The organism is Agreia sp. PsM10 (assembly GCF_030433855.1).
GTDB lineage: Bacteria > Actinomycetota > Actinomycetes > Actinomycetales > Microbacteriaceae > Agreia.
The window spans coordinates 210,756-232,769 of sequence record NZ_JARUXC010000001.1 but is presented as its reverse complement, the minus strand read 5'-3'; the positions used below and the strand labels follow the sequence as shown (position 1 = coordinate 232,769).

Annotated in this window: 21 protein-coding genes and 1 tRNA gene; 9 read left to right on the top strand and 13 right to left on the bottom strand. The window is 63.0% G+C overall.

The window, feature by feature from the left end; translation table 11 throughout:
- The first annotated feature begins 130 nt into the window (after window positions 1-130).
- Window positions 131-3,130 carry an Eco57I restriction-modification methylase domain-containing protein gene (locus QCD70_RS01110; RefSeq protein WP_301213280.1) on the top strand — a complete coding sequence of 1,000 codons (3,000 nt, stop codon included), beginning with the start codon at window positions 131-133 and terminating at the stop codon, window positions 3,128-3,130.
- A 233-nt stretch (window positions 3,131-3,363) separates the two neighbouring features.
- On the opposite strand, the gene QCD70_RS01105 is transcribed toward QCD70_RS01110, so the two are convergent.
- The 5 genes from QCD70_RS01105 to QCD70_RS01085 form a co-directional block, all read right to left on the bottom strand.
- On the bottom strand, window positions 3,364-3,834 hold the full coding sequence (locus QCD70_RS01105; RefSeq protein ID WP_301213278.1) for a hypothetical protein: 471 nt from the start codon (window positions 3,832-3,834) through the stop codon (window positions 3,364-3,366).
- Between the two features lie 120 nt (window positions 3,835-3,954).
- The gene (locus QCD70_RS01100; RefSeq protein ID WP_301213277.1) at window positions 3,955-5,097 is read right to left on the bottom strand and encodes a hypothetical protein; all 1,143 of its coding nucleotides are present in this window, start codon (window positions 5,095-5,097) and stop codon (window positions 3,955-3,957) included.
- 187 nt (window positions 5,098-5,284) lie between these two features.
- Window positions 5,285-6,025, bottom strand: coding sequence for a hypothetical protein (locus QCD70_RS01095; protein ID WP_301213276.1), 741 nt, complete (start codon window positions 6,023-6,025; stop codon window positions 5,285-5,287).
- A 484-nt stretch (window positions 6,026-6,509) separates the two neighbouring features.
- Complete coding sequence (locus QCD70_RS01090; protein WP_301213275.1) at window positions 6,510-6,824, bottom strand: hypothetical protein; 315 nt, start codon at window positions 6,822-6,824, stop codon at window positions 6,510-6,512.
- 115 nt (window positions 6,825-6,939) lie between these two features.
- A complete protein-coding gene (locus QCD70_RS01085) occupies window positions 6,940-7,068 on the bottom strand; it encodes a hypothetical protein (protein WP_301213274.1) in 129 nt (42 codons plus the stop codon).
- A 221-nt stretch (window positions 7,069-7,289) separates the two neighbouring features.
- On the opposite strand from QCD70_RS01085, the gene QCD70_RS01080 reads away from it, so the two are divergent.
- Both QCD70_RS01080 and QCD70_RS01075 read left to right on the top strand, forming a co-directional pair.
- Complete coding sequence (locus tag QCD70_RS01080) at window positions 7,290-8,135, top strand: hypothetical protein (RefSeq protein WP_301213273.1); 846 nt, start codon at window positions 7,290-7,292, stop codon at window positions 8,133-8,135.
- 39 nt (window positions 8,136-8,174) lie between these two features.
- Window positions 8,175-8,609 (top strand): hypothetical protein, encoded by a 435-nt coding sequence (locus tag QCD70_RS01075; protein WP_301213272.1) that lies wholly within the window; start codon window positions 8,175-8,177, stop codon window positions 8,607-8,609.
- 55 nt (window positions 8,610-8,664) lie between these two features.
- On the opposite strand, the gene QCD70_RS01070 is transcribed toward QCD70_RS01075, so the two are convergent.
- From QCD70_RS01070 to QCD70_RS01055, 4 genes are all read right to left on the bottom strand, one after another.
- Window positions 8,665-9,138 (bottom strand): hypothetical protein, encoded by a 474-nt coding sequence (locus QCD70_RS01070; protein WP_301213271.1) that lies wholly within the window; start codon window positions 9,136-9,138, stop codon window positions 8,665-8,667.
- Window positions 9,139-9,256: 118 nt separating this feature from the next.
- Window positions 9,257-10,288 (bottom strand): hypothetical protein, encoded by a 1,032-nt coding sequence (locus QCD70_RS01065; RefSeq protein WP_301213270.1) that lies wholly within the window; start codon window positions 10,286-10,288, stop codon window positions 9,257-9,259.
- Between the two features lie 308 nt (window positions 10,289-10,596).
- Window positions 10,597-11,886, bottom strand: coding sequence for an ABC transporter permease (locus QCD70_RS01060; RefSeq protein ID WP_301213269.1), 1,290 nt, complete (start codon window positions 11,884-11,886; stop codon window positions 10,597-10,599).
- On the bottom strand, window positions 11,883-12,578 hold the full coding sequence (locus QCD70_RS01055; RefSeq protein ID WP_301213480.1) for an ABC transporter ATP-binding protein: 696 nt from the start codon (window positions 12,576-12,578) through the stop codon (window positions 11,883-11,885). The genes QCD70_RS01060 and QCD70_RS01055 overlap by 4 nt, the downstream gene beginning before the upstream one ends.
- Before the next feature lie 188 nt (window positions 12,579-12,766).
- Here QCD70_RS01055 and QCD70_RS01050 point away from each other — a divergent pair, with 188 nt between their 5' ends.
- From QCD70_RS01050 to aspS, 5 genes are all read left to right on the top strand, one after another.
- On the top strand, window positions 12,767-14,050 hold the full coding sequence (locus QCD70_RS01050) for a sensor histidine kinase (protein ID WP_301213268.1): 1,284 nt from the start codon (window positions 12,767-12,769) through the stop codon (window positions 14,048-14,050).
- The gene (locus tag QCD70_RS01045; RefSeq protein WP_301213267.1) at window positions 14,047-14,715 is read left to right on the top strand and encodes a response regulator transcription factor; all 669 of its coding nucleotides are present in this window, start codon (window positions 14,047-14,049) and stop codon (window positions 14,713-14,715) included. The genes QCD70_RS01050 and QCD70_RS01045 overlap by 4 nt, the downstream gene beginning before the upstream one ends.
- A 33-nt stretch (window positions 14,716-14,748) precedes the next feature.
- A tRNA-Leu gene (locus QCD70_RS01040) sits at window positions 14,749-14,830 on the top strand.
- 103 nt (window positions 14,831-14,933) lie between these two features.
- The gene (locus QCD70_RS01035; protein WP_055929648.1) at window positions 14,934-15,656 is read left to right on the top strand and encodes a DedA family protein; all 723 of its coding nucleotides are present in this window, start codon (window positions 14,934-14,936) and stop codon (window positions 15,654-15,656) included.
- A gap of 18 nt (window positions 15,657-15,674) precedes the next feature.
- Window positions 15,675-17,447: an aspartate--tRNA ligase gene (gene aspS, locus QCD70_RS01030; RefSeq protein ID WP_301213265.1), complete on the top strand. Its 1,773-nt coding sequence runs from the start codon at window positions 15,675-15,677 to the stop codon at window positions 17,445-17,447.
- Between the two features lie 37 nt (window positions 17,448-17,484).
- On the opposite strand, the gene QCD70_RS01025 is transcribed toward aspS, so the two are convergent.
- The 4 genes from QCD70_RS01025 to murI are packed head-to-tail and all read right to left on the bottom strand — an operon-like array spanning window position 17,485 to window position 20,662.
- Window positions 17,485-18,420 (bottom strand): cation diffusion facilitator family transporter, encoded by a 936-nt coding sequence (locus tag QCD70_RS01025; protein ID WP_301213264.1) that lies wholly within the window; start codon window positions 18,418-18,420, stop codon window positions 17,485-17,487.
- A gap of 48 nt (window positions 18,421-18,468) precedes the next feature.
- The gene (gene rdgB, locus QCD70_RS01020) at window positions 18,469-19,083 is read right to left on the bottom strand and encodes an RdgB/HAM1 family non-canonical purine NTP pyrophosphatase (RefSeq protein WP_301213263.1); all 615 of its coding nucleotides are present in this window, start codon (window positions 19,081-19,083) and stop codon (window positions 18,469-18,471) included.
- On the bottom strand, window positions 19,080-19,820 hold the full coding sequence (gene rph, locus QCD70_RS01015; RefSeq protein ID WP_055948679.1) for a ribonuclease PH: 741 nt from the start codon (window positions 19,818-19,820) through the stop codon (window positions 19,080-19,082). The genes rdgB and rph overlap by 4 nt, the downstream gene beginning before the upstream one ends.
- Before the next feature lie 17 nt (window positions 19,821-19,837).
- Window positions 19,838-20,662, bottom strand: a complete 825-nt coding sequence (murI, locus tag QCD70_RS01010; protein ID WP_055929662.1) for a glutamate racemase — start codon at window positions 20,660-20,662, stop codon at window positions 19,838-19,840.
- 44 nt (window positions 20,663-20,706) lie between these two features.
- On the opposite strand from murI, the gene QCD70_RS01005 reads away from it, so the two are divergent.
- Window positions 20,707-22,008, top strand: a complete 1,302-nt coding sequence (locus QCD70_RS01005; RefSeq protein WP_301213262.1) for a nicotinate phosphoribosyltransferase — start codon at window positions 20,707-20,709, stop codon at window positions 22,006-22,008.
- Window positions 22,009-22,014: the final 6 nt, after the last annotated feature.

Sequence of the window (22,014 nt, the reverse complement as noted above, 5' to 3'; positions counted from 1 at the left end):
ACGGCCGACGCACTATGTCTCGCAACGTCAACATCAGCAGGCCCTGCCAGAACAGCGATTCCTGCCAGGTTGAGTAGGTTTGACTCAGCGACGCACGCAATGGGAGCGTTGGCACCGAGGGGACGCAGTTTTGGTTGAGACAATCAAGGAGCAAGTTGAAGCCGTCACAGACGCCTCGACGATCCCGCAGCGAATTCTCGATAAGATCACGCAGTTCACCGCAGATCGGGATCGTTACAGAAGCGCCGACTTCAAGGAACTTGCTCTTAGAACTGAGTTTCTGAATCCCCTTCTCGAAGAGCTTGGCTGGGACCCAACCAACAGGCACGGCGGCGCTTACTCCGAGCGAAATGTCGTGCACGAGGACGCCGTCACAATCGACGGTTCCACGAAAGCGCCGGACTACGGCTTCATACTTGATGGGCGACGGCGCTTCTTCATTGAAGCGAAGCGCCCGGCAGTGAACATTGCGGAGGGGCGCGAAGCTGCGTTCCAGATTCGACGTTACTGCTGGAGCGCGGATTTGCCCTACGGGTTGGTTACGGACTTCGAAGAGTTCGCAATTTACGACTGCCGTGCCATGCCAAACAAGACTGACAGTGCTCACGTCGGTCGCTTAATATACTTCACATATAACGAGCTGCCGGAGAACTGGCATCTTCTTCGGGGAATGTTTGGCCGAGAGAACGTTGCCTCGGGCATCCTCGATCTTCTTGCGGCCGAGTCGAAACCGCCGCGAGGCACCCGACCGATCGACGAGGCGTTCCTTGACGAAATTCGTCAGTGGAGAAAATCTCTTGCTACAGACATTGCAGCCAAAAATCTCAGCCTTAGCGGGCTTGAAGTCAACGGCGCTGTTCAGACACTGATTGACCGAATCGTCTTTCTACGAAACGCCGAATCACGTGGCTTGGAAGCAGGAAATGCTTTGCAGCTCGCCGCCAGTAGCGAGCCAGGTTTGTATGGCCGGCTATTGACGCTCTTCAAGCGGGCTGACGATCGATACAATTCGGGTCTTTTCCATCTTATCGGCGGCCCAAGCGACAAAAGAGTTGATCGCATCGCCCTCGACCTCGCCGTGGACGACGACATCCTTCGAACCATCGTGGGTCGCCTCTACTTTCCCGAGCCGTACGAGTTCTCTGTGCTTCCGGCCGACATTTTGGGGCGGATCTACGAGCAGTTCCTCGGGGAACACATCACGGTCTCCAGCGACCGCGTGGCCACCATCAGCCTCAAGCCTGAATTTCGAAAGTCCGGGGGTGTCTACTACACGCCGACGCCAATCGTTAACTTCATGATTGAGGAAGTACTCGGACCACTATTACGTGGTAAGAGCCTGAACCAAGTCGCTGAGCTGGCCATTGTCGACCCCGCCGCTGGGAGCGGGTCATTCCTCATTGCGGCCTATCAATTCCTCCTGGACTGGCACCGGGATTACTATGCATCGCGCCCGACATTAGCTAAGAAGTTTCTCGAGCAGGGCTCAGACAATCAAGTCCGAGTAAAGACATCAGAACGCAAGCGAATCCTTCTGACAAACCTTTACGGGGTCGATATCGATCCCCAAGCAGTTGAAGTAACCAAGCTGTCGCTTCTACTGAAGGTCATCGAGGGCCAGACCCAGACGGAACTCGAAATTGGTCGGATTCTCCCCGACCTCGACAGCAACATCGCATGCGGTAACTCTTTGATCGGACTTGATTTTCAGATGCCCCTAGCGCTCGAACGGGAAGAGCAGCTCGCGTTTAATCCATTTGATTGGAAAGCAACGTTCCCGGTGGTCTTTAACCGCGGCGGGTTCGACACAGTGATTGGAAACCCGCCGTATCTTAATGTGGATGCAACATGGGGGCGAAAAGATCCTCGGTTGGGCTATCTGAAAACCAAATACTCGAGCGTCTATGCGGACAAGACCGATCTGCTGTTTTATTTCCTACGCAAAGCAGTAGAGATAAGCAAAGGGGAGATTTCGTTCATTGTTTCTAGGTCGTTCCTAGAGGCTGATAAGGCGCAGAAGCTGCGCGGTTGGCTAGCCGAGAACGCTCGCGTCCGCTCCATCGTGGACTTTCGACATGCACCAGTCTTTCCCAAGGTCGGTATCAACACAGCCATCATCAGGCTCTCAAAGTCAACGGCGCTGACAACATCGCTGTTCTCTCGATACCTCGAGAAGAAGCTGCCGACTGCATACACTGCGGCCACGCTTCAAGATGTAAAACTCTTCGAGACGGTTGAAGTCCCCCGCGCATCCTTAGGTTCTGCAGCTTGGAACTTTGGCGACGCGGATATCCAGAAGATCGTGAAGAACATGGATTTAGCCGGTACCCCAGTTGGCAAGATTTTGCACGTCGGCGAGGGCATGCAAACGGGTCGAAATAAGGAATTCGTATTCAACGCCAACGCACCGCGGATTGCCGAGCTCACCCGGGATCGAGTCCTTTACCAGCGGGTGCGCAATAGTGATATTCAACGCTATTCAATTCGCGAATCAGGCGTGAATATGATCTACGTCGAGAACTACCTCTCGCTCTCCCGCGTCCCTACCGACGTCCGTCAGCATTTGGAGTCCTTCGAGAGCGAGCTGAAGAAAAGGGCAGCGTACGAACGAGGAAATTGTGAATGGTGGCAATACACCTGGCCGCTGCACCGCGATAAGTTTGATCGCCCCAGAATCTTTGTTCCCTATCGAGCCACCGAAAACCGATTCGCCCTAGACGAGCACCGGAAATATCTCGGCCTGACAGACACCACCGTCCTCTACGAAAACGGCCAGCCTGAAGATTTGCGATACATACTCGCAATCTTGAACAGCCGCCTATTGACAGCTCGGTTCAGATTTATTGGAAAGCTCCTGGGCGGGGGTGTTCTGGAATATTACGAAAACACAGTGTCGAAATTACCGATCCCTCGATCACGCCCAGGCGACGCTACTCACGACCGACTTGTAGCTTTGACCGTGATCATTGAGAACGCAGTACGCGCGTTGCCCACCACCGTCATGGAGGAGGAGCGCCAACTCATTCAAGACCAACACGATTATGCGAATCTCGAGATTGAGGAGATCGTACAAGGGCTCTTTGGCCTATCCGACGACGAAGTTGATCTGCTCCTGGCTCAGACATCCTAAGAGGCTTGAGGCTGCCTGCGGCAATAGTCGCAGACAACTGCCTGCTTGCGTCTCCATGGTTACAAGACCGGCCGGCCCGGCCCTAGCCGATAGCAGCGCCTTCCCCGTGGTGTTACTCGTCGTCCAAGAGTGGGGCACCATGGCGAACAGCTGTGGGCGACTCAACGCAAGGGCCGTCGAGACGATGCAGTTGCCCAACGTCTAGCTAAGCAACCCGCAGATTCTATTGGCACTCAATTAGGCGAGTCCGCTGCCAATTGATCGACTCCTTCAAGCAGACGCAGAGCCGTCATTCCATCGCTGATCTCTGATTCACTCATCCTTTGCTCGACATACTTGTCAAACGCGGCGCGCAATTGGTCAGCCACCGCGTTGTCGTCGAGCACCGCAAGAGAGGTTAATCGCATGAGAGCGATCTGCCCTAGCCTCAGCGAGACCTGCTTCCCGGTGTTGCCCGTCGCCCTGCTTTCGGTCGACAAATCAGGACGACCGTTGACGTTCGTCAAGACGTGCATTGCGCGGTCGAACCTTGACTTCGCTGCCTTAATTTCGGCGTCAAGCGACGGTCTCGACAAACGATCGAGTACGTAGGCGTCTACCGCGAGACGTACCTGCTCGGCGAGTGTCGTCCTCAGAATCTTCGAAAGTTGTTCCAGCGCTGATTGTGTCTCGATAGAAACGCGTACCGCGATCGGCCTGGTCATAGGTTCAGTTGACATTCTTGCAAACCTTCAGTTCCGATCGGTTGGCAACGATGCCGTCAAGCACATCATCCAGCTGGCTGTGCGGCGAACGCTGATTGGCTGGCACTGCAAGTAAGGGGGTCATGCCACTGTCCCTTCCGTGTCTGAATTGGCTGCTGAGATAGTCTGTCGAACTCGCCACGCTTTGTGGACCTCAGCAAGGAGGTGCTGGGTGGTCTCACGCCGCGCGCCAGCACGAACAAGAAGACCTTCCTTCACCGGGCGCGGATTTGAGCCTCCCGGTCCCGTCACAGTACTGAGCCAGTCTTCGATCTCGATTTGGCTTACCGGCTGCAACGTTTCGGCCTGAAAATAAGTGCAGTTGCCTGCTGCGATCACCCCAGCAAGCGGAAAAGCGTCATAAGGCGTCTGGTCGTGCGGGACATGCAGGTACTCAAGACCGCCAAGAGGGAAGGAAATCATCACCGGAGCGCCGCCCAAGGTGAATGTATGGAGGGCGGGCGAGTACTCCACGACTCCACCGTAGGTGACGGGGTTGAGCCCGAAAGAAGTGTCGGTATCGAAGAACGCTGCCAGCTCAGCCCGCGAGTCTCCCCTAGCGGCCACCGAAGCGTAGGTACCGGGAACGTTTTGACTGGAGTCGGGCTCAGTGGCCTGGCCGAGAGCAACTTCGCTATTACGTGGGCTAACCATGGATGTCGAACCGCTCCGCGCGTCGAAGATCAGCGTCTCGCGGCTCTGATTTGTGCTCACTGATCCGAGGAACTTGAACTTGCCACTTCCGAGTGAGCGGTACAAGCCGATGTTGCAGCTAAAACCGCTCCGGATCGCGCGAGCGTTGGTGGTGCCATCGACCGAATCTACAATCACACCTAGCGCATCTTTCTCCAGCGCCAAGAATGCTGCCCAGTCTTCAGGAGAGGCTTCTTCCCCGGCGATAGCCGAGATGAGGCCCGTGAGCCATTCTGAGATCTTGTCCTGAATGAACTGGTGCACATGAATATCTTCTTTTGTGGCCGGAGCGCCGTACTTCGAAAGTCGTGCGACTGTAGCCGGTGACGGGTTCATCCCTTGCGGAAGCCCGTCTAGTAGATCTAACTGCTCCCCGTGCGAGAGCTGACTCCCGACCTTCAGATTGAGGTCCAGTCCGGGACTGCGGGAGGTGCCGTAGGCGATTTCCAGAGTTTCATCAACTGCCCAACGGCAGATCATCGTCAATTTTTCTATGATGTGAGAAGTACTAGTCGGGATAAGACGGTTCATGAGACTGCCCTTCGCTCGGATGCGTATCCCAACATTACAATTTGTATCCCGCAAATACAACGGCATGTTCTCGGCCCCCAACACTCATTGACGCAGGATGTCCCCGACGAAGCGCATCCCCATGCGGTGACCTCACCGTTCACGTGGGCAGCAGGAGACCGTATCGCCATCGAGTTCGATTACCCGGTCAGCGAGAAGGCTTGGCCTTGCTCTCCGGGAACATCGCGGCAAGGGTGGGCCTGAACCATGGCTCGTCTCGTGGGGCTCCCGAGGTTGCGTTCGAATCGTGAACGGCCAGAAAGGGAACTAGCCTCAGCTCGATCCCCAAGGTTCGGCAGAAAACAAAGTTATAGAGCAGGTCGAGAATCACGGTCTGGAGGACGCGAGCGCGGCGAACCCTGTCCCTCAGGGCCTCGGCATCGATTGGTACGACCTCTTCGACAGACTGGCCTTTGCGTTTCACCATGTAGTGCAGCTTCCAACCGGGAACGATCTCGCCGTCCACGACGCTGAACGTCTCGACCGAACCATGGGCTAGGTGATTCCGAAAATGCCGCATATCGTGCAGGTGACTTAGCAGCGCAGTACCTTCAGCGAATGTTGGAAGCAGCTTGTGGAGGTGCTTCAGGCGCTGATCCAAACTCATAGTCGAAATAGCCCTAGCAGCACGGGCGGCGTCGTCGCGCATAACTAAATAGCCGATCAGCGAATTAACGGCTTCGTCCGTTGCAGAGGAGGTCAGAATGACTTCCCCAAGCAACTCGTTGATCGCTCGTCGGTCTTCCGACTGTGCGTCGGAGTAGGCGGCCCGAACCTTCATATATTGATCGCTATTGAGAGACACCACTTCGTCCTGCGCAATTCCCAGAGCAGACATTAAAGCTTGAGTCACTCGGTCGGGCTTGGCCACATTGTGCTCTTCTGGCATGGGCTGAACTTAGCGCATCACCCGAATGATCCATCGATTCGCCAGCCATAGAGTTGAATCATGGAGCCTAGCCAAGCAATACAGCAGATCGAGACCGTACTGAGGCTGGCAATAAAAGCTTGTTTGGGCGCGAACTGGCCTGAAGCAAAGGGTGCACCTCCTCGTGAATTCTTGGGTGTTGCAATCAACATCAAATGGATAGACAAGGGCCTGCGAAGAATTGCGAGCGTAGAGCCAAGGGGCAGTAACTACAGCGCCTCAGTACGTAAACGTAACGTTCAGGAAGACAGCTTGAATAAGCCCCTTTAGTCAGTGGGCTGCGGCCAGATGATCACAGCACGAGGGTGGCCTTTGGCTAGCTCGGCATGGTCACCCTCGTGCTCCCGCAGCCTCCCGCATGAGAGGCCCGCAAAAATGTCTGGCATCTCTCGACAGCGCCACTCCTCGGGAGTTTCCCTTAGCTCGCTGTATAGGTCTTCGGCGCTCATCGTCCAAGCCTAAATTGAGTGTCGATTGATAAATCATCATCGGGCGCGTTGATCCAGATCTCTTCGATGCCCGGATCGTCGAGCAGGGGCTGCAGCGCACCGAACCCCGTGAGCGAGGCCACGACCTCGCGAGCCGCCACCGCCTCATCTGCCAGCAGAGGCGTGCTGCCACCCAACGCCCGCTCCGTATAGCTGCGCACCTCGTCGTCGACGAACCGCCTCGCCAGCGTGTGATCGGAGGCCAGGTCGACGCCTTCGCGACGCACCTGGTCGCGCACACGCTCGGTGATCACCTGCACGGCGTTCGTCACGGTCGATACTCCTGTCGCTCACCCCCGACCGACATGGTGCCCTGAAACGCCGAAACCCCGTGGAAGTTATCCACAGGGCCCCGGCGAACAGGCGAACGAGCTACGACAGAGCGGACTACTCGTACCGAAGCGACTCGATCGGATCCTGCCGGGCCGCCCGCAGCGCCGGGATCGTTCCGGCCAGGAACGCGATGCCCATCACCACGAGGATGATGACCGCGATCGAGGCGGGGTCGAACGCCATCGGGCAGCCGGCTGCATCGGCAGGTTGTATAGCTTGGTCAACGCGTCTCGTGTACTGCTGGCATGAATGCTGCATGCGCCGGGCAGCCCCGAAATCTTCTGGAAGCAACTAGCAATCGGTGGCGCGACCGAGGAACGAGTTTCAGCCCCGCTCTGAGTGTGAACCACTTCTCGAACGTCCACGCCCACCCGCCAAGACTCACAACAGATCTATCCTTAGGCATGCTGAAATTGTTGTCCGGTGGCGCTCTCTCCACAGTTCGCGCTGCTTTGGTGGAAGCCCGTCGGGCTACGACCGAAGTAATGAACGGAAGCGACCCGAGCGACATGTTCAACCGCTGGCTTTCCTGGGCAGCTACTCAGCGCGTTCTATTGCGCGGGCTCATTTCCGAGGACGACATTGACCGTCTAATAACGAGTCGGCTCTACTGGTCGTTGTTTGGATCAAATTCGAACTACATCGACGGCCGCACGCTGAGTACGACCGTGCAGAATGAAGTGCTAACGCGACAGGCGGCACTCGATGGCGAGCTGCGAACCTTCGACTCCGATTCGCGAACTTGGGGCAGAGGTGACGCTCTGGCGATTGTGCCGGACACATCAGTCTTCGTCGCGATGGGTGCCGGATTCGCTGATGCCGAATGGCACAATTTGCTGGGCGAACGCCCGAGTGTAAGGCTGTACGTCGTTGTCACAATGGCAGCCGTTGTGGAACTCGACGGTAAGAAGCTGAGCCGCGACAAGACTGATCACGGCGAGCTCGTCCGCACGCAGGTCAGGGCCGCTCTCAAACGCATCGAGGAGATGTTTTACTCGAACAGTGCGCGCCACGCCTACGAAGAACGTGGTGGCTTCCAGCAGACCACTATTGCGTTGCTCACCGACGACTTGGGCCATGTACCTCTTGAGACCCCCGACGCCGAGATGGTCAGACGCGGCCTTGACATACTGCCCTACGCCGGGCGTTCCAAACTCATCAGCTACGACCTGAACCAAACCTTTCGAGCGCGTGCAGCTGGCCTAGAGAGCAGCAGGCTCAAGTACGACTACGAGACAGAAACCGCCTAGCCCGCCGTCCGTGGTCCGCACGTCGTGCAAGATGGGCTTGTGGAAGATACCGTTGCGCTTTGGATTCAAGCCGTTGCTGTAGTCGTTGCTATCGCCACGGGCGTGATCGCGATCATTCTTGGCGTTGTCGACAGACGCAACACGCGGAGAGTTGCAGAGCAAGATCGAGCCTTCACGCGTCTCATGGTCGAGCGCGAGCAGTTAGCCAAGCTGCTTGAGAACTACAACAAGGGCGGCTCATCCGACCCAGAGGAGGCCTCCCGAATGGGATCCGAGGCCTTGACACTCATAGGGCTCATCGGCGAGCGCCGGCTCCCATATCTCTGGGCCAGCCATATCGAAGGCGAAGCCGCCTTGCGACTATCCCTTGATGACCCCGACATGCCGGATTGGAAGAAGGACGCGATCCGCGTGCAGATCGCCGTCATCCGAAATCAGGATGATATAGGAACCGTCGCGCCTGCTAGCGAGTAGCTATTGCAGGATCACGCCTGCCAGCGGTCGATCCGTAGGCTGCGAGGGCCAGCCACTAGGCCGGATCGATGTCAATGTCGAGTTCGCCGTCTGCAAGTGGCTCCCTCGTCGGTATCTCTTTGCGAGCCATTGCAGCTGACCAGAGCTGCGCGCGAAGGTCCTTGAGTGCCAGGCGGTCGAGCTCGCGGGCATCGACGTAACAGTGACCCGGCGAGCGCACCTTCCCCTGGCTGAGGGGCGCTTTGGAATCTTCGATCACATGAGAGTTCGCGATGATCACCTCACCCACCGTCAATCCCCAAACGCCGAGAGACGCACTCTTGGCGTTGGCCGCGTGCCAGTCGCGGCTCTCTTGCGCGCTGACTGTGGCAGACCGAGCGTAGGAGGGCTTTCCGGCGTCCGCCGTAGCTCCGGTGAACGCGTGGGTCGCAACGTTAGTCCCGTGCATGAGGTGCTCGGTTATCTGCCGATAAATCAGCTCGTGCTCGCTCGCCATCAGGCTCTCGCCGTCCGTCAGCTCAAAATCCACGGGACTCACTCGCTATCACCGACCGCGAAGTCGACGGCCTCCTGAAGGTTTGCTGTCTCTACGAGTGATGCCCCGCCAGCGGCAGGCCTCAGGAAGAGCTCGAAGTCCGCCTGGCTAGTCACCTCGACGCTGCGTACCACGCTGAGAGTCGCCCACTCGAGGATGATGCCACCCTCCTCCGTCGATAGAAGCTAGGGAGCTGCCGCCCGGCGTCTGAGATCGCTTGCATAAGAGCGTTCGTCGCCTCGAGGGCCACGACTGCAACCGGTGTCGCATTGTCAGAATCGGCCCACCCGGTGGAGAGCTGAGCGAGCTCAATTAGACGCTCGGCCCAGGATCCGGATCCGGGGACGAACTGCTCGACTGCGTAGGTCTCGGTGAAGCGCCAGGGGCTGCCGTCTCGCTTGTATTGCAGCTGCCCCTCGACTCGAAGAATGGGTGCTTCAGCGGGCGAGTCAAGAACGCTGCGGATATCGTCAAACAGCTGTCCCTCGGCGTCGTAGTGGCCGATCAGACGGCCGTGTCGTAGGCTTTCGAATCGAAAAGTTGCCTTCTCGGCATCGATCTCCGTGATCCGCCCGACGATCGTTTCGGAGTGACTCTGGAGCTCTCCATGAACATCGGGCATGGGCGCAGAAATGAAGTCCTCCAGCGCGAAGGTCTGGACGACCTCGCGCCGGCTCTCGATCGTAATCTCGATCGGTGGGTTTGAGGGGCCGGCCGTGTAGACCTCGATTGATTGACCCGCTTCGAGCGACGTTCCGAGGAGCACGATGCGCTCGCGCACCTCGGACGCGATCGCAGCCGGGAACTCGGGTAGCTCTCGAGACTCATACGACGCCGCGATCATGTCGCTCACCGTGTCGTCAGCTTGTCGCTGGTACTCCTGGTAAACCGCGTGCCGCTCGAAGGCGAGCATCACGTCCGCGCTGCCCTCCTCGATGGACTCGATCGTGAGGCTTACCTCATCGTCGAAGTCAGCAGGCAGATCTTCGCCTGGATGATCCTGCCGCCAAGACGAACGCGCCACGATCCGAAGCAGCTCCTGGTATCGCTCGAGCTCGACGAGAGAGTCGACCGGAAGCCTGCCGCCATTGAAACGCGCTCCGGTCAGCTTGATCCGCCTAGCGGAGCTCTCAGCTTGTGCCACATGCAAAGACTAGTGCTCTACCTGTTCACCGGCCGGGGGCGGCCGAACTGGGGGTATGTGAGAAACGATCGCCGGTCGACGCACGACCCTTAGGCCCAGCAGCATATTGCGGGGGCGGTCGCCCGCTGCGGGAGCGATAAGCGTCCCGCTCGCGCGACAAAGCGTGTCTGGGCAGATGAGAACGCCACCATGCCGTGGACATCGATTGTCGCGAGCTCGCCAAAAGTTGGTGCCCCGAAACGCCGAAACCCCGTGGAAGTTATCCACAGGGCCCCGGCGGGCAGGCGAACGAGCTACGACAGAGCGAACTACTCGTACCGCAGAGACTCGATCGGGTCCTGCCGCGCCGCGCGCAGCGCCGGGATCGTGCCGGCCAGGAACGCGATGCCCATCACCACGAGGATGATGACCGCGATCGACGTCGGATCGAAGGCGATGAGCGTGAGCCCCGGCAGCGCCGACAGCAGCCCGTTCGCCAGCACGCCGTTCAGCGCCGTCCCCGCGAGGATCGCACCGAGCGCGCCGATGGCACTTCCCAGGAACCCGATGAACACCGCCTCCAGACTGAACAGCCCGAACACCCTGCCTGCGCCCATGCCCATCGCCTTCATGAGCCCGATCTCTCGGGTGCGCTCCTGCACGCTCATGAGAAGGGTGTTCACGATGCCGAAGCCGGCCGCGATCAGCGCGATCACGGCGAAGCCGTTCAGCACCAGCACGATCGCGTCGATGATGGTCTTGAACGAACCGATCTGGTCCTCCACAGTGGTGGCGTCGTAGCCGAGCTCCTTGAGGTCGCTCTTGATCGCCGACACCTGCTCATCCGACGACGCGGGGTCGAAGCGCAGGCTCACCGAGGCGTAGCTGTCTTTGCTCGACGAGCTGAGACCCACCGACTGCGCGTCGTAGAGGGCGGTGGTCAGCGCGTCGTTCGCGGTGAGGCTGGAGGATCCGAGCAGACCGGCCTCGGCGACGCCCGTGACCGTGGCCTCGATGGTGCTCGACGCGCCCGTCTGGTCGGTGACGCCGAACGTCACCGTCTTGCCCACGGCATCCGAATCGCTCGAGAAGCCCAGCGGCTCGACGTACGACACGGGCAGCGCGACCTCGAGGGTGTCGCTGTCGCTCGAGGGCTCCGAGCCCGCGGCCAGATCGAGGCTCATGCCCGATACGAAGCCGCCGATCGCCGCCTGGTACTGCGTGCCCCCGTCGTACTCCACGTAATTCGGCCGGGCCGTCAGCACAGGGTCGACCGATTCGACACCGGGGACTGCCCTGATGTCGTCGAGCTCCGCCGCAGTGATGGCCTCGACCGTCGACCCCGGCCTGCCGGTCGCGCTCTCGACGTTGGTGGTGTCGGGCTCGTACTTCGCCGGCCCCGACGCCGTGTCCTCCACCGTCTTCGTGACCGTCATCACGTCATTCGCCCCGATCGAGGAGACCGTCGTGTCGATGTAGCGGTTGATGCCCGTTCCCACCCCGCTGGTCAGCGCCAGCGTGAAGGCGCCGATGAAGATGGCCAGCACGGTGAGGGTCGTGCGGGTCTTGCTGCGGAACGTGTTGCTGATCGCCGAACGGATCAGGTCGAGGCCGCTCATGCGCTCGCTCCGTTCCGGTCGACGACGAGGCCGTCGCGAATGAACACGCTGCGATCGGTCTTCGCCGCCAGGTCCTCATCGTGAGTCACGACGATCAGCGTGATGCCCGTGCGCCGGTTGAGGTCGAAGAGGATCTCTTCGACCACCGCGCCCGTGGCCGTGTCGAGGTTGCCTGTCGGCTCGTCGGCGAAGATCACGCGCGGCTCGTTCACCAGGGCGCGGGCGATGACCACGCGCTGCTTCTGGCCGCCCGACAGGTCGGTGGCCTTGTTCTTCGCCTTGTCGGCGAGCTCGAGGCGCTCGAGCGCCTCCATTCCGCGACGCCGCCGTTCGGAACCGCCGACCCCGGCGATGCGTAGCGGCAGCGTCACGTTATCGAGCACCGAGGTGTTGGGCGTGAGGAAGAACTGCTGGAACACGAAGCCGAACGTCTGGTTGCGCGTGCGGTTGAGAATTCGGCCACCGAGGGCGCCCGCGTCACGACCGCTCAGTTCCACAGCTCCGGTCGACGGCTTGTCGAGCAGCGCGAGCAGGTGCATGAGCGTCGACTTGCCCGATCCGCTCTTGCCGACGATCGAGATGGACTCGCCCTCCTCGATGTCGAGCGACACCCCTTTCAGGGCGTCGAAGCGGGCCGCGCCTCGACCGTAGGACTTCTTGACGTCTCGCGCCGCGAGAACCGGAACCGGCATGATCGCTCCTGTGCTGTCTGCTCGTGCGATGTGCACGATCACTCCAGACTGGCCGCGAACCGGATGCCGGTCGTCACCCCGGCACGGCATCTTCGGCTACCACGAACGTGGGACGCGTCGGGCACGGGCGTGCTGCGAGACTGGACGACAACGAGCAGACGCAAGGAAGCAGAGAAGGAGGTGCGCCCGTGAGATCCGGTTCTCGAGCGTTCCCCGTGCCCTTCGAGTCTCCCCTGCCCCCGCGGCTGCGCTGGATACCCTCGGCCCTGGCGATCATCGTCGTCTGCATTCCCGTCGTCGTCGCATCCCACAGCGCAACGCCGCTCGCCGGTTCCACCACCCAGGTGCTGGTGACCTCCGCCGTGGTGGCGATCGTTCTGGTCGCCGCCCTCGTACTGCGCACGCGGTATCCGCGCAGCACGGCGGCGGTCGCGATCGCAGCGGCGTGCGCGGCGGTGCTGCTGTCGAGCCTGGAACTGGTCGGCCCCGGTCCGGTCGTCGCCTCGATCCTCACGGTGATGATCACCGTCTTCGGCGTCGGATCCCGCCAGGGACGCACCCCGGCCCTCATCGTGGCCGGTGCCGCGCTCGTGGCGATCGGCAGCGTGCTGCTGCTCGCCCCTCCGCCCGAGTCGCGCGGCATCGAATCGCTCGTGCTGCTCGTCGCCCTCGTCGGGCTTGCCGCCACGGGCGGCGTGGCGCAGTACAACGGCCGCGCGTTCATCCAGGCCATCACCGAGCGTGCTCGGCGAGCCGAGGAGACCCGCGAGTCCGAGGCCGAGAGGCGGGTGACCGAGGAGCGGCTCGCCATCGCCCGCGACCTGCACGACGTGATGGCCCATCAGATCGCCGTGATCAACCTGCACGCCGCGTCGGCCTCGCAGGCGCTGCGCACGCGACCGGATGACGCCGAACGCTCCCTCACCACCGTGCGTGAGGCGGCTCGCACCGTGCTCGGCGAGATCGGCAGCCTGCTCACCGTGCTCCGATCGGCCGACAACGCGCACTCGGCGACGCTCGCGCCCACGCCCGGCCTCTCCCATCTCCCCCAGCTGATCGACGAGTTCTCGAAGGCCGGTCTCACTGTGGAGCAGAGGACGGTCGGCACCCCGGTCGAGCTCGACTCCCTGCGCGACATCGTGGCCCACCGCGTTCTGCAGGAGGGCCTGACGAACGCGCACAAGCACGGCGGCGACGGCACCGCCCTCGTTCAGCTCGACTACGGCACCGACGGTCTGGGCATCACGGTCACGAACGTGACGCGACCCCGACGCGACGACAGGATCGTCGTGGAGAGCGGTCACGGGCTCGTGGGCGTGCGCGAGCGCGTGTCGTCTGTGGGCGGAAGCCTCGAGACGTCGTTCGGCCCGGGGCCCGTGCACCGCTTCGTCGTGCACCTTCCCTTCGACGACTCCGACCAGGGCCTGCGCGGCAGCGCGCACTCCACCACCGACCCGAAGGGCCGCGCATGATCTCCGTCGTACTCGCCGACGACCAGGCCCTGATCCGCACCGCCGTCAGCGAACTCGTCTCCCACGAAGAGGGCTTCACGGTCGTGGGAGAGGCGTCGAATGGTCGTGAGGCCGTGGATGTCGTTCGCGCGACCCGCCCCGACATCGTGCTCATGGACATCCGGATGCCCGTGATGGACGGGCTGCAGGCGACCGAGGCGATCTGCGCCGACCCCCTGCTCGCCGGCACCCGCATCGTGATCCTCACCACCTTCGAGGACGACGAGTACGTGCTGCGTGCGCTTCAGGCCGGTGCGAGCGGATTCCTCGGCAAGGGCACGGAGGCCGACGCGCTGATGTCGGCGATCCGCACCGTGCACGACGGCGAGGCGCTGCTCTCGCCCAAGGCCACGCGCGCCCTGATCGACCGGTACCTGTCTCCCTCCGAGCCTGCGGCACGGCCCGTGCCCGACGAGCTCGCCCTGCTGACCGAACGCGAGCGGCAGATCCTTCTCCTCGTGGGCAGCGGCCTCTCCAACGGCGAGATCGCGGCGGGTCTCGTGATCTCCCCTCAGACCGCGAAGACGCACGTGAACCGCATGATGAGCAAGCTCGGCGCGCACGACCGGGCGCAGCTCGTGATCATCGCCTACGAGTCCGGCCTGCTCGTGCCCGGGAGAGCGTGATCGAGCTCGTCGCCGGTACACTGTTTCTGTTCTGCGGGAGTGGTGGAATTGGTAGACACGCAGGATTTAGGTTCCTGTGCTTTCGAGCGTGAGGGTTCAAGTCCCTTCTCCCGTACTCCATGATCTGCGTGTGCTGCGGGGGTACTCTTGATGCACACATACCCCTTGTCCGCCGCCGACCGGCCTAGACCTGACCCGCCGACGACTGGAGCCTCCACTTGACACACGCTGCACTCATCCCCTGGCTCGACCCGGAGACGCTCATCCAGAGCTTCGGGCCGTTCGCCCTCATCGGCGTGTGCCTGATCATCTTCGCCGAGACGGGCCTTCTGATCGGCTTCCTCTTCCCCGGCGACACCCTGCTGATCATCACCGGCGTTCTCGCCTTCAGCCCGGGCATCGGCGTCGACATCTGGTGGGTGTGTCTGGCCATCGGCTTCGCGGCGTTCGCCGGCGGTGAGGTCGGCTACCTCATCGGCCACAAATTCGGGCCCAAGATCTTCGAACGCAAAGAATCCGGCCTGTTCAGCATCAAGAACGTCGAGAGAACGAACGCGTTCTTCACGAAGTACGGCGCATTCGCGGTCATCCTCGCCCGCTTCGTTCCCATCGTTCGCACCTTCGCCCCGATCGCGGCCGGCATCGGGCACATGAACTACCGCAAGTACTCGCTCTACAACCTCATCGGCGCACTCGTCTGGGGTGCCGGCGTCACGTTCGCCGGCTACCTGATCGGCAACATCCCCCCGGTCAGGGACTTCGTCACCAGCTACATCGACATCATCCTGCTCGCCGCAGTCGCGGCGACGCTCATCCCCACGATCTGGCACTACGTGCAGTCGACGATGAAGGCTCGAAAGGCCAACGCTGCAGAGGCCGCCCAGCCCCACGCAGACCTGGCGCTCGATCCCGACGTCTTCGACCACAAGCCCGAGGCCTAGAAAGCACCACACCACCCTATGTACAGAACCAACTACGCGTCCTCGCTCACCCGCCAGGACGTGGGACTCGACGTCATGCTCTCCGGCTGGGTCGCCCGCATCCGCGACCACGGCGGCGTCGCCTTCATCGATCTGCGCGACTCCTCCGGAATCGCCCAGGTCACCTTCCGCGACGAGCTCGTGGCCACGGCGGAGAGCCTGCGCGTCGAGTCCGTCGTCACCGTGAAGGGGATCGTTCGCGAACGTCCGGCCGGCAACGTCAACTCGGCCATCGCATCCGGCGAGGTGGAGATTCAGGCCACGAGCCTCGAGGTGCTCGCCGCCAGCGACGTGCTCCCCTTCCAGCTCGACGACGAACCGGGCGAGGAGACGCGCCTGGCCTACCGGTACCTCGACCTTCGTCGTGAGGACGCCGCGTACCCCCTCAAGCTCCGCTCCAAGGTCTCGGCGGCCGTGCGCTCCGTGCTCGTCGATGAGGACTTCGTCGAGGTCGAGACGCCCACGCTCACCCACTCGACGCCGGAGGGCGCCCGGGACTTCCTTGTGCCGGCACGTCTGAAGCCGGGCACCTTCTACGCGCTCCCGCAGAGCCCGCAGCTGTTCAAGCAGCTGCTCATGGTCGGCGGATTCGAGAAGTACTTCCAGATCGCCCGCTGCTACCGCGATGAAGACTTCAGAGCCGACCGGCAGCCCGAGTTCACCCAGCTCGACGTGGAGATGAGCTTCGTCGATCAAGACGAGGTCATCGCTCTCGCCGAGAAGGTGCTGCGGGCCATGTGGCGCACGATCGACGTCGAGCTTCCCACCCCGCTGCCGCGCATGACCTACGCCGAGGCGATGCGTCGCTTCGGCTCAGACAAGCCCGACCTGCGATTCGGCCTCGAGCTCGTCGAGTTCACCGACTACTTCGCCGGCAGCGACTTCGCCATCTTCCAGGCTCCCTACGTGGGTGCCGTCGTGATGCCCGGTGGTGCAGGCCAGGCCCGTCGCGCCCTCGACGCGTGGCAGGAATGGGCGAAGCAGCGCGGCGCCAAGGGCCTCGCCTACGTTCTCGTGGGCGAAGACGGAGAGCTTCGCGGCCCGGTCGCGAAGAACCTGTCAGAAGAGGAGCGCGCCGGACTCGTCGCACACGCCGGGGCTCAGCCGGGTGACTGCATCTTCTTCGCTGCGGGCGCAGTGAAGGCGTCCCGCGCCCTTCTCGGCGCGCTCCGCGGCGAGATCGCGGCACGCCAGGGCCTTATCGACCCGAACGCCTGGGCCTTCACCTGGGTGGTCGACGCCCCGCTCTTCGAGCCGGCTGGCGATGCGGTCGCGAGCGGTGACGTGGCCGTCGGCGGCGGCGCGTGGACCGCGGTGCACCACGCGTTCACCTCGCCCAAGCCCGAGTTCATCGACACCTTCGACTCCGACCCCGAATCGGCCCTGTCGTACGCCTACGACATCGTCTGCAACGGCAACGAGATCGGCGGCGGAAGCATCCGAATCCACACCCGTGAACTGCAGGAGCGCGTCTTCAAGATCATGGGCATCAGCCAGGAGGAGGCGCAGGAGAAGTTCGGCTTCCTGCTGCAGGCGTTCGCGTTCGGTGCGCCGCCGCACGGCGGATTCGCCATGGGCTTCGACCGCGTCGTGTCGCTGCTGGCGGCCACGGACTCGATCCGCGACGTGATCGCATTCCCCAAGTCCGGCGGCGGCAACGACCCGCTCACCGGCGCCCCGGCAGAGCTCGAGACGGTGCAGCAGGTCGAGCTGTACCGCACCCTCGGTGTTCAGGCGCTGCCCCAGAAATAGCCTTGGGCATTAGCCCTCCGCACGAGGACGCCTGAGCCTACGGGTGCAGGTGCTCCTCGTGTCTGGCGTGCTCCGCCGGCTCCAGCTGGAACGTCGAGTGGTCGACGTCGAAATGCGATGACAGGCACGACGACAGCTGGTCGAGCAGGCGACCCGACTCTCCCGCCTCGAAGACCTGCTGGTCGACCACGACGTGAGCCGAGAAGATATTCTTGCCGGTGGTCACCGCCCAGACGTGAACGTCGTGCACGTCGACGACGCCCTCGGCCTCGAGAATATGGCTGCGGATCTGCGCCACGTCGGTGTCGACCGGAGTCTGCTGCAGCAGAACCCGGATGACGTCGCGCAGCAGCGAGACGGCTCGCGGAATGATCATGGCCGCGATCACGAGAGACGCGATGGCGTCGGCCGGGGCGAAGCCCGTCGTCAGGATCACGATCGACGCCACGATGACCGTGACCGATCCGAGCAGATCTCCGAACACCTCGAGATACGCGCCGCGCATGTTGAGCGACGTGGCCGCTCCCCCGCGCAGCAGCATCAATGCTCCGAAGTTGGCCACGAGGCCGATCACCGCGACGACGAGCAGTGGCAGGGGCGGGATGTCCACCTCCTGCGGCGACACCAGGCGGGAGATGCCCTCGACGGCCACGAAGACGGCGACGCCGATCAGCAGCAGCCCGTTGAACAGGGCGGCGAAGACCTCGGCCCGCTGAAAACCGAAGCTGTGCGTCTCGGTGGCCGGTCGCGCCGCGATGACGGTCGCCACGAGCGCCACGATCAGTCCGATCAGATCGGATGCCATGTGACCCGCGTCGGCGAGCAGAGCGAGCGACCCCGTCGCAAGGGCTCCGACGACCTCGACGAGCAGCACAGTCGCGACGATCGCGATCGCCCAGCCGAGCCGCGTGCGGTTCGTGGTCGCCGAGGCGTGGCTGTGCGATCCGTGCGAGTGTGCGTCTGCCTGAGCCATTGTTCCTCCAGCGTAGGCACCTGTGATGCGATACGCCTAGCTCCGCCGCTAGTTAGGAATGACGCTCATTCTCAACACGGGTACCAGCTCGCGGAACGCCCGGCTCCTGTGGCTGTCGGCGTTCTTCTGCTCGGCCGTCAGCTCTGCTGCCGAGACCTCCGACCCCTCGGGCATGAACACGGGGTCGTAACCGAACCCGTTCTCGCCGCGCGGCGCATCCAGAATTCTGCCCCGCCATTCGCCCACCGCGAGATGCTCGCTCGCCGGCCGACCCGACTGCTCGGGCACGACCACGGCTATGGTGCAGGCGTACCAGCCTGTGCGGTGCGGATCACGGATGTCGGCGAGCTGGTCGAGCAGCAGGTCGAGGTTGGCCTTGGCGCCTCGGCCGTGGCCGGCCCAGCGTGCGGAGAAGATACCGGGAGCGCCGCCCAGCACGTCGACGCATACGCCCGAGTCGTCGGCGAGGGCAGGCAGACCCGTGTGGGCCGCAGCGGCACGCGCCTTGAGCAGGGCGTTGTCGGCGAACGACACACCGTCTTCCACGGGCTCTGGTCCGTCGTAGGCCACGATCTCGAGTTCGGGGATCTCGGCCGCCAGGATCTTCTGGAACTCCTCGACCTTGTGCGCGTTGTGCGTCGCCAGAACGACCCGGATGCTCATTCGCCCGACCCGAGGACCGTCGCCTGGATCTGGGCCAGCTCTGCGGTGCCCGCGAGAGCGAGGTCGAGCAGGGCGTCGAGCTCGGAGCGGTCGAATGGAGCGCCCTCTGCCGTGCCCTGAACCTCGACGAACAGGCCGCGACCGGTGACGACCACGTTCATGTCGGTCTCGGCGCGCACGTCTTCGACGTAGGCGAGGTCGAGCATGGGGGCGCCGTCGATGATGCCCACCGAGACCGCCGACAGGCTGTCGATGAGGGGCTGCGACTTCTGGCCGATGAACTTCTTCGTGCGCGCCCACTCGATGGCGTCGGCCAGGGCGACGTACGCGCCGGTGATTGCCGCCGTGCGCGTGCCGCCGTCTGCCTGCAGCACGTCGCAGTCGATCACGATCGTGTTCTCGCCCAGCGCCTTCATGTCGACGACCGCGCGCAGGCTGCGGCCGATCAGCCGGGAGATCTCGTGGGTGCGTCCGCCGATCTTGCCCTTGACGGCCTCGCGGTCCATGCGGTCGTTCGTGGAGCGGGGAAGCATCGAGTACTCGGCCGTGACCCAGCCCTGGCCTTTGCCCTGCTTCCAGCGGGGAACGCCGTTGGTGAATGAGGCGGTGCAGAGCACCCGGGTCTTTCCGAAGGAGATCAGGGCCGAGCCCTCGGCCTGGTCGCTCCATCCGCGCTCGATCGTGATGGGGCGCAACTGCTGCGCGGTGCGGCCGTCTTTGCGGGTGTCGTTCGACATGGGGGTCTCCTGGTGGATCAGCGGGCGGGGGGAAGTGTGATGACGCCGGTCTCGACCAGCTCGACGCTCGAGACCTGTCGGCCGAGCATGAGATCGGCGAGGCGCATGAATTCGTCGGCGCTGTCTCCGGTGGCCTCGTACCTGTGCACGGCGGGCGCGGCCGAGGTGCGCTCGATGCCACGGCTCACGAGCTCGCGGTAGACGTCGTTGGCCGTCTCGGTGTCGCTGGAGACCAGTCGGACGCCGTCGCCCATGACGTAGGAGATGGCGCCCTTGAGGAAGGGATAGTGGGTGCACCCGAGCACCAGGGTGTCGATGTCATGCTCGCGAAGTGGAGCGAGATACTGCTCGGCGACGGCGAAGAGCTCACGGCTCGTCGTGTCTCCAGACTCCACGAACTCCACGAAGCGGGGGCAGGCCTGGGTGAACAGCTCGAGGTGTGGAGCGGCGGCGAACGCGTCGTTGTACGCCCTCGAGCGGATCGTGCCCTCGGTGCCGATCACGCCGACCCTGAGGTTCTTCGTCGATGACACCGCCGCACGGACGGCGGGCTGGATGACCTCGACGACGGGAACGGAGTACCGCTCTCTGGCGTCGCGCAGCATGGCGGCCGATGCCGTGTTGCAGGCGATGACGAGCATCTTGACGCCCTGGTCGACCAGGGTGTCGAGGGCCTCGAGCGCGAACTCCCTCACCTCGGCGAGGGGACGCGGGCCGTAGGGCGATCGGGCGGTGTCTCCGATGTAGGTGATGGACTCCCTGGGCAACTGATCGCGGATGGATCGGGCCACGGACAAGCCGCCGACACCGGAATCGAAGACTCCGATCGGCGCATCACTCACCCGTCAAGACTACTGCGCGCACGAGCCGCGGATATGCTTGCCCGGTGACCGCCGCATCCTCGCTTCTCACCGACCGTTACGAACTCACGATGCTCGATGCAGCCATCCAGGCCGGCACCCACGAGCGCGAATGCGTCTTCGAGGCCTTCGCTCGTCGCCTTCCCCAGGGCCGGCGCTACGGCATCGTGGCAGGCACAGGCCGGCTCCTCGAGCTCATCGAGGCCTTCCGTTTCGGCGATGCCGAACTCACCTGGCTCGCCGAGCAGGGCGTAGTGCGCACGGCCGCACTCGACTGGCTCGCCGACTACCGTTTTCGCGGCACGATCTCGGGATACCGCGAGGGCGAGGTGTACTTCCCGAACTCCCCCATCCTCGTCGTCGATTCCACGTTCGCCGAGGGAGTGATTCTGGAGACCCTGATTCTGAGCGTGCTCAACTACGACTCGTCGGTCGCGAGTGCGGCGTCGCGCATGGTGTCGGCCGCGGCCGGTCGCCCCCTCGCAGAGATGGGATCGCGACGCACGGGCGAGAGGTCGGCCGTCGCCGCCGCACGCGCGGCCTACATCGCCGGGTTCGGCGCGACCTCGAACCTGGAGGCCGGCCGCAGCTGGGGCATCCCGACCATGGGCACAGCGGCCCACGCGTTCACCCTTCTCCACGACAGTGAGGAGGCCGCATTCCAGGCGCAGGTCGACGCGCTCGGCCCGTCGACCACACTCCTGGTCGACACGTTCGACGTGCACCGCGGCGTCGAGCTCGCCGTCAAGGTCGCCGGAGATCGACTCGGGGCTGTTCGCCTCGACTCGGGAGACCTTCCCTCGCTCGTCAAGGCCGTGCGCGAACAGCTCGATTCGCTCGGCAACCCCCACACCAGGATCACGGTCACGAACGACCTCGACGAGTACACGATCGCAGCACTGTCGGCCTCGCCGGTCGACTCCTACGGGGTGGGAACCTCCGTCGTGACCGGATCGGGCTCCCCCGCGGCCGGCATGGTCTACAAGCTCGTCGCGCACACCGACGCGGCCGGCGAGTGGGTCTCTGTCGCCAAGAAGTCCGCGGAGAAGGCCACGGTCGGGGGCCGTAAGAATCCGGTGCGTCGAATGAACTCGTCCGGGCGCGCGACGGCAGAGGCGATCCATGTCGGCGAGGCCACACAGCCGGAGGCATCCGATCGCGAGCTGCTCGTCACCCTGATCGACAACGGTGTCGTCGACCAGAGCTTCACCGGACCGGGTGGCGTCGAGCGCGCCCGGGCACACAGAGCGGATGCGATCGGCGAGCTCCCCGACCAGGCGTTCCGTCTGGGCCGCGGCGAGCCGGTCATCCCGACGCTGTATGTGTGACCGGGG

Excerpts from the sequence above, each read along its gene's own strand:
- QCD70_RS01105 (WP_301213278.1), bottom strand. The coding sequence starts at position 3,834 with ATGACCAGGCCGATCGCGGTACGCGTTTCTATCGAGACACAATCAGCG.
- QCD70_RS01100 (WP_301213277.1), bottom strand. The coding sequence starts at position 5,097 with ATGAACCGTCTTATCCCGACTAGTACTTCTCACATCATAGAAAAATTG.
- QCD70_RS01095 (WP_301213276.1), bottom strand. The coding sequence starts at position 6,025 with ATGCCAGAAGAGCACAATGTGGCCAAGCCCGACCGAGTGACTCAAGCT.
- QCD70_RS01085 (WP_301213274.1), bottom strand. The coding sequence starts at position 7,068 with ATGGCGTTCGACCCCGCCTCGATCGCGGTCATCATCCTCGTGGTGATG.
- QCD70_RS01080 (WP_301213273.1), top strand. The coding sequence starts at position 7,290 with ATGCTGAAATTGTTGTCCGGTGGCGCTCTCTCCACAGTTCGCGCTGCT.
- QCD70_RS01060 (WP_301213269.1), bottom strand. The coding sequence starts at position 11,886 with ATGAGCGGCCTCGACCTGATCCGTTCGGCGATCAGCAACACGTTCCGC.
- QCD70_RS01055 (WP_301213480.1), bottom strand. The coding sequence starts at position 12,578 with ATGCCGGTTCCGGTTCTCGCGGCGCGAGACGTCAAGAAGTCCTACGGT.
- QCD70_RS01045 (WP_301213267.1), top strand. The coding sequence starts at position 14,047 with ATGATCTCCGTCGTACTCGCCGACGACCAGGCCCTGATCCGCACCGCC.
- aspS (WP_301213265.1), top strand. The coding sequence starts at position 15,675 with ATGTACAGAACCAACTACGCGTCCTCGCTCACCCGCCAGGACGTGGGA.
- QCD70_RS01025 (WP_301213264.1), bottom strand. The coding sequence starts at position 18,420 with ATGGCTCAGGCAGACGCACACTCGCACGGATCGCACAGCCACGCCTCG.
- rdgB (WP_301213263.1), bottom strand. The coding sequence starts at position 19,083 with ATGAGCATCCGGGTCGTTCTGGCGACGCACAACGCGCACAAGGTCGAG.
- rph (WP_055948679.1), bottom strand. The coding sequence starts at position 19,820 with ATGTCGAACGACACCCGCAAAGACGGCCGCACCGCGCAGCAGTTGCGC.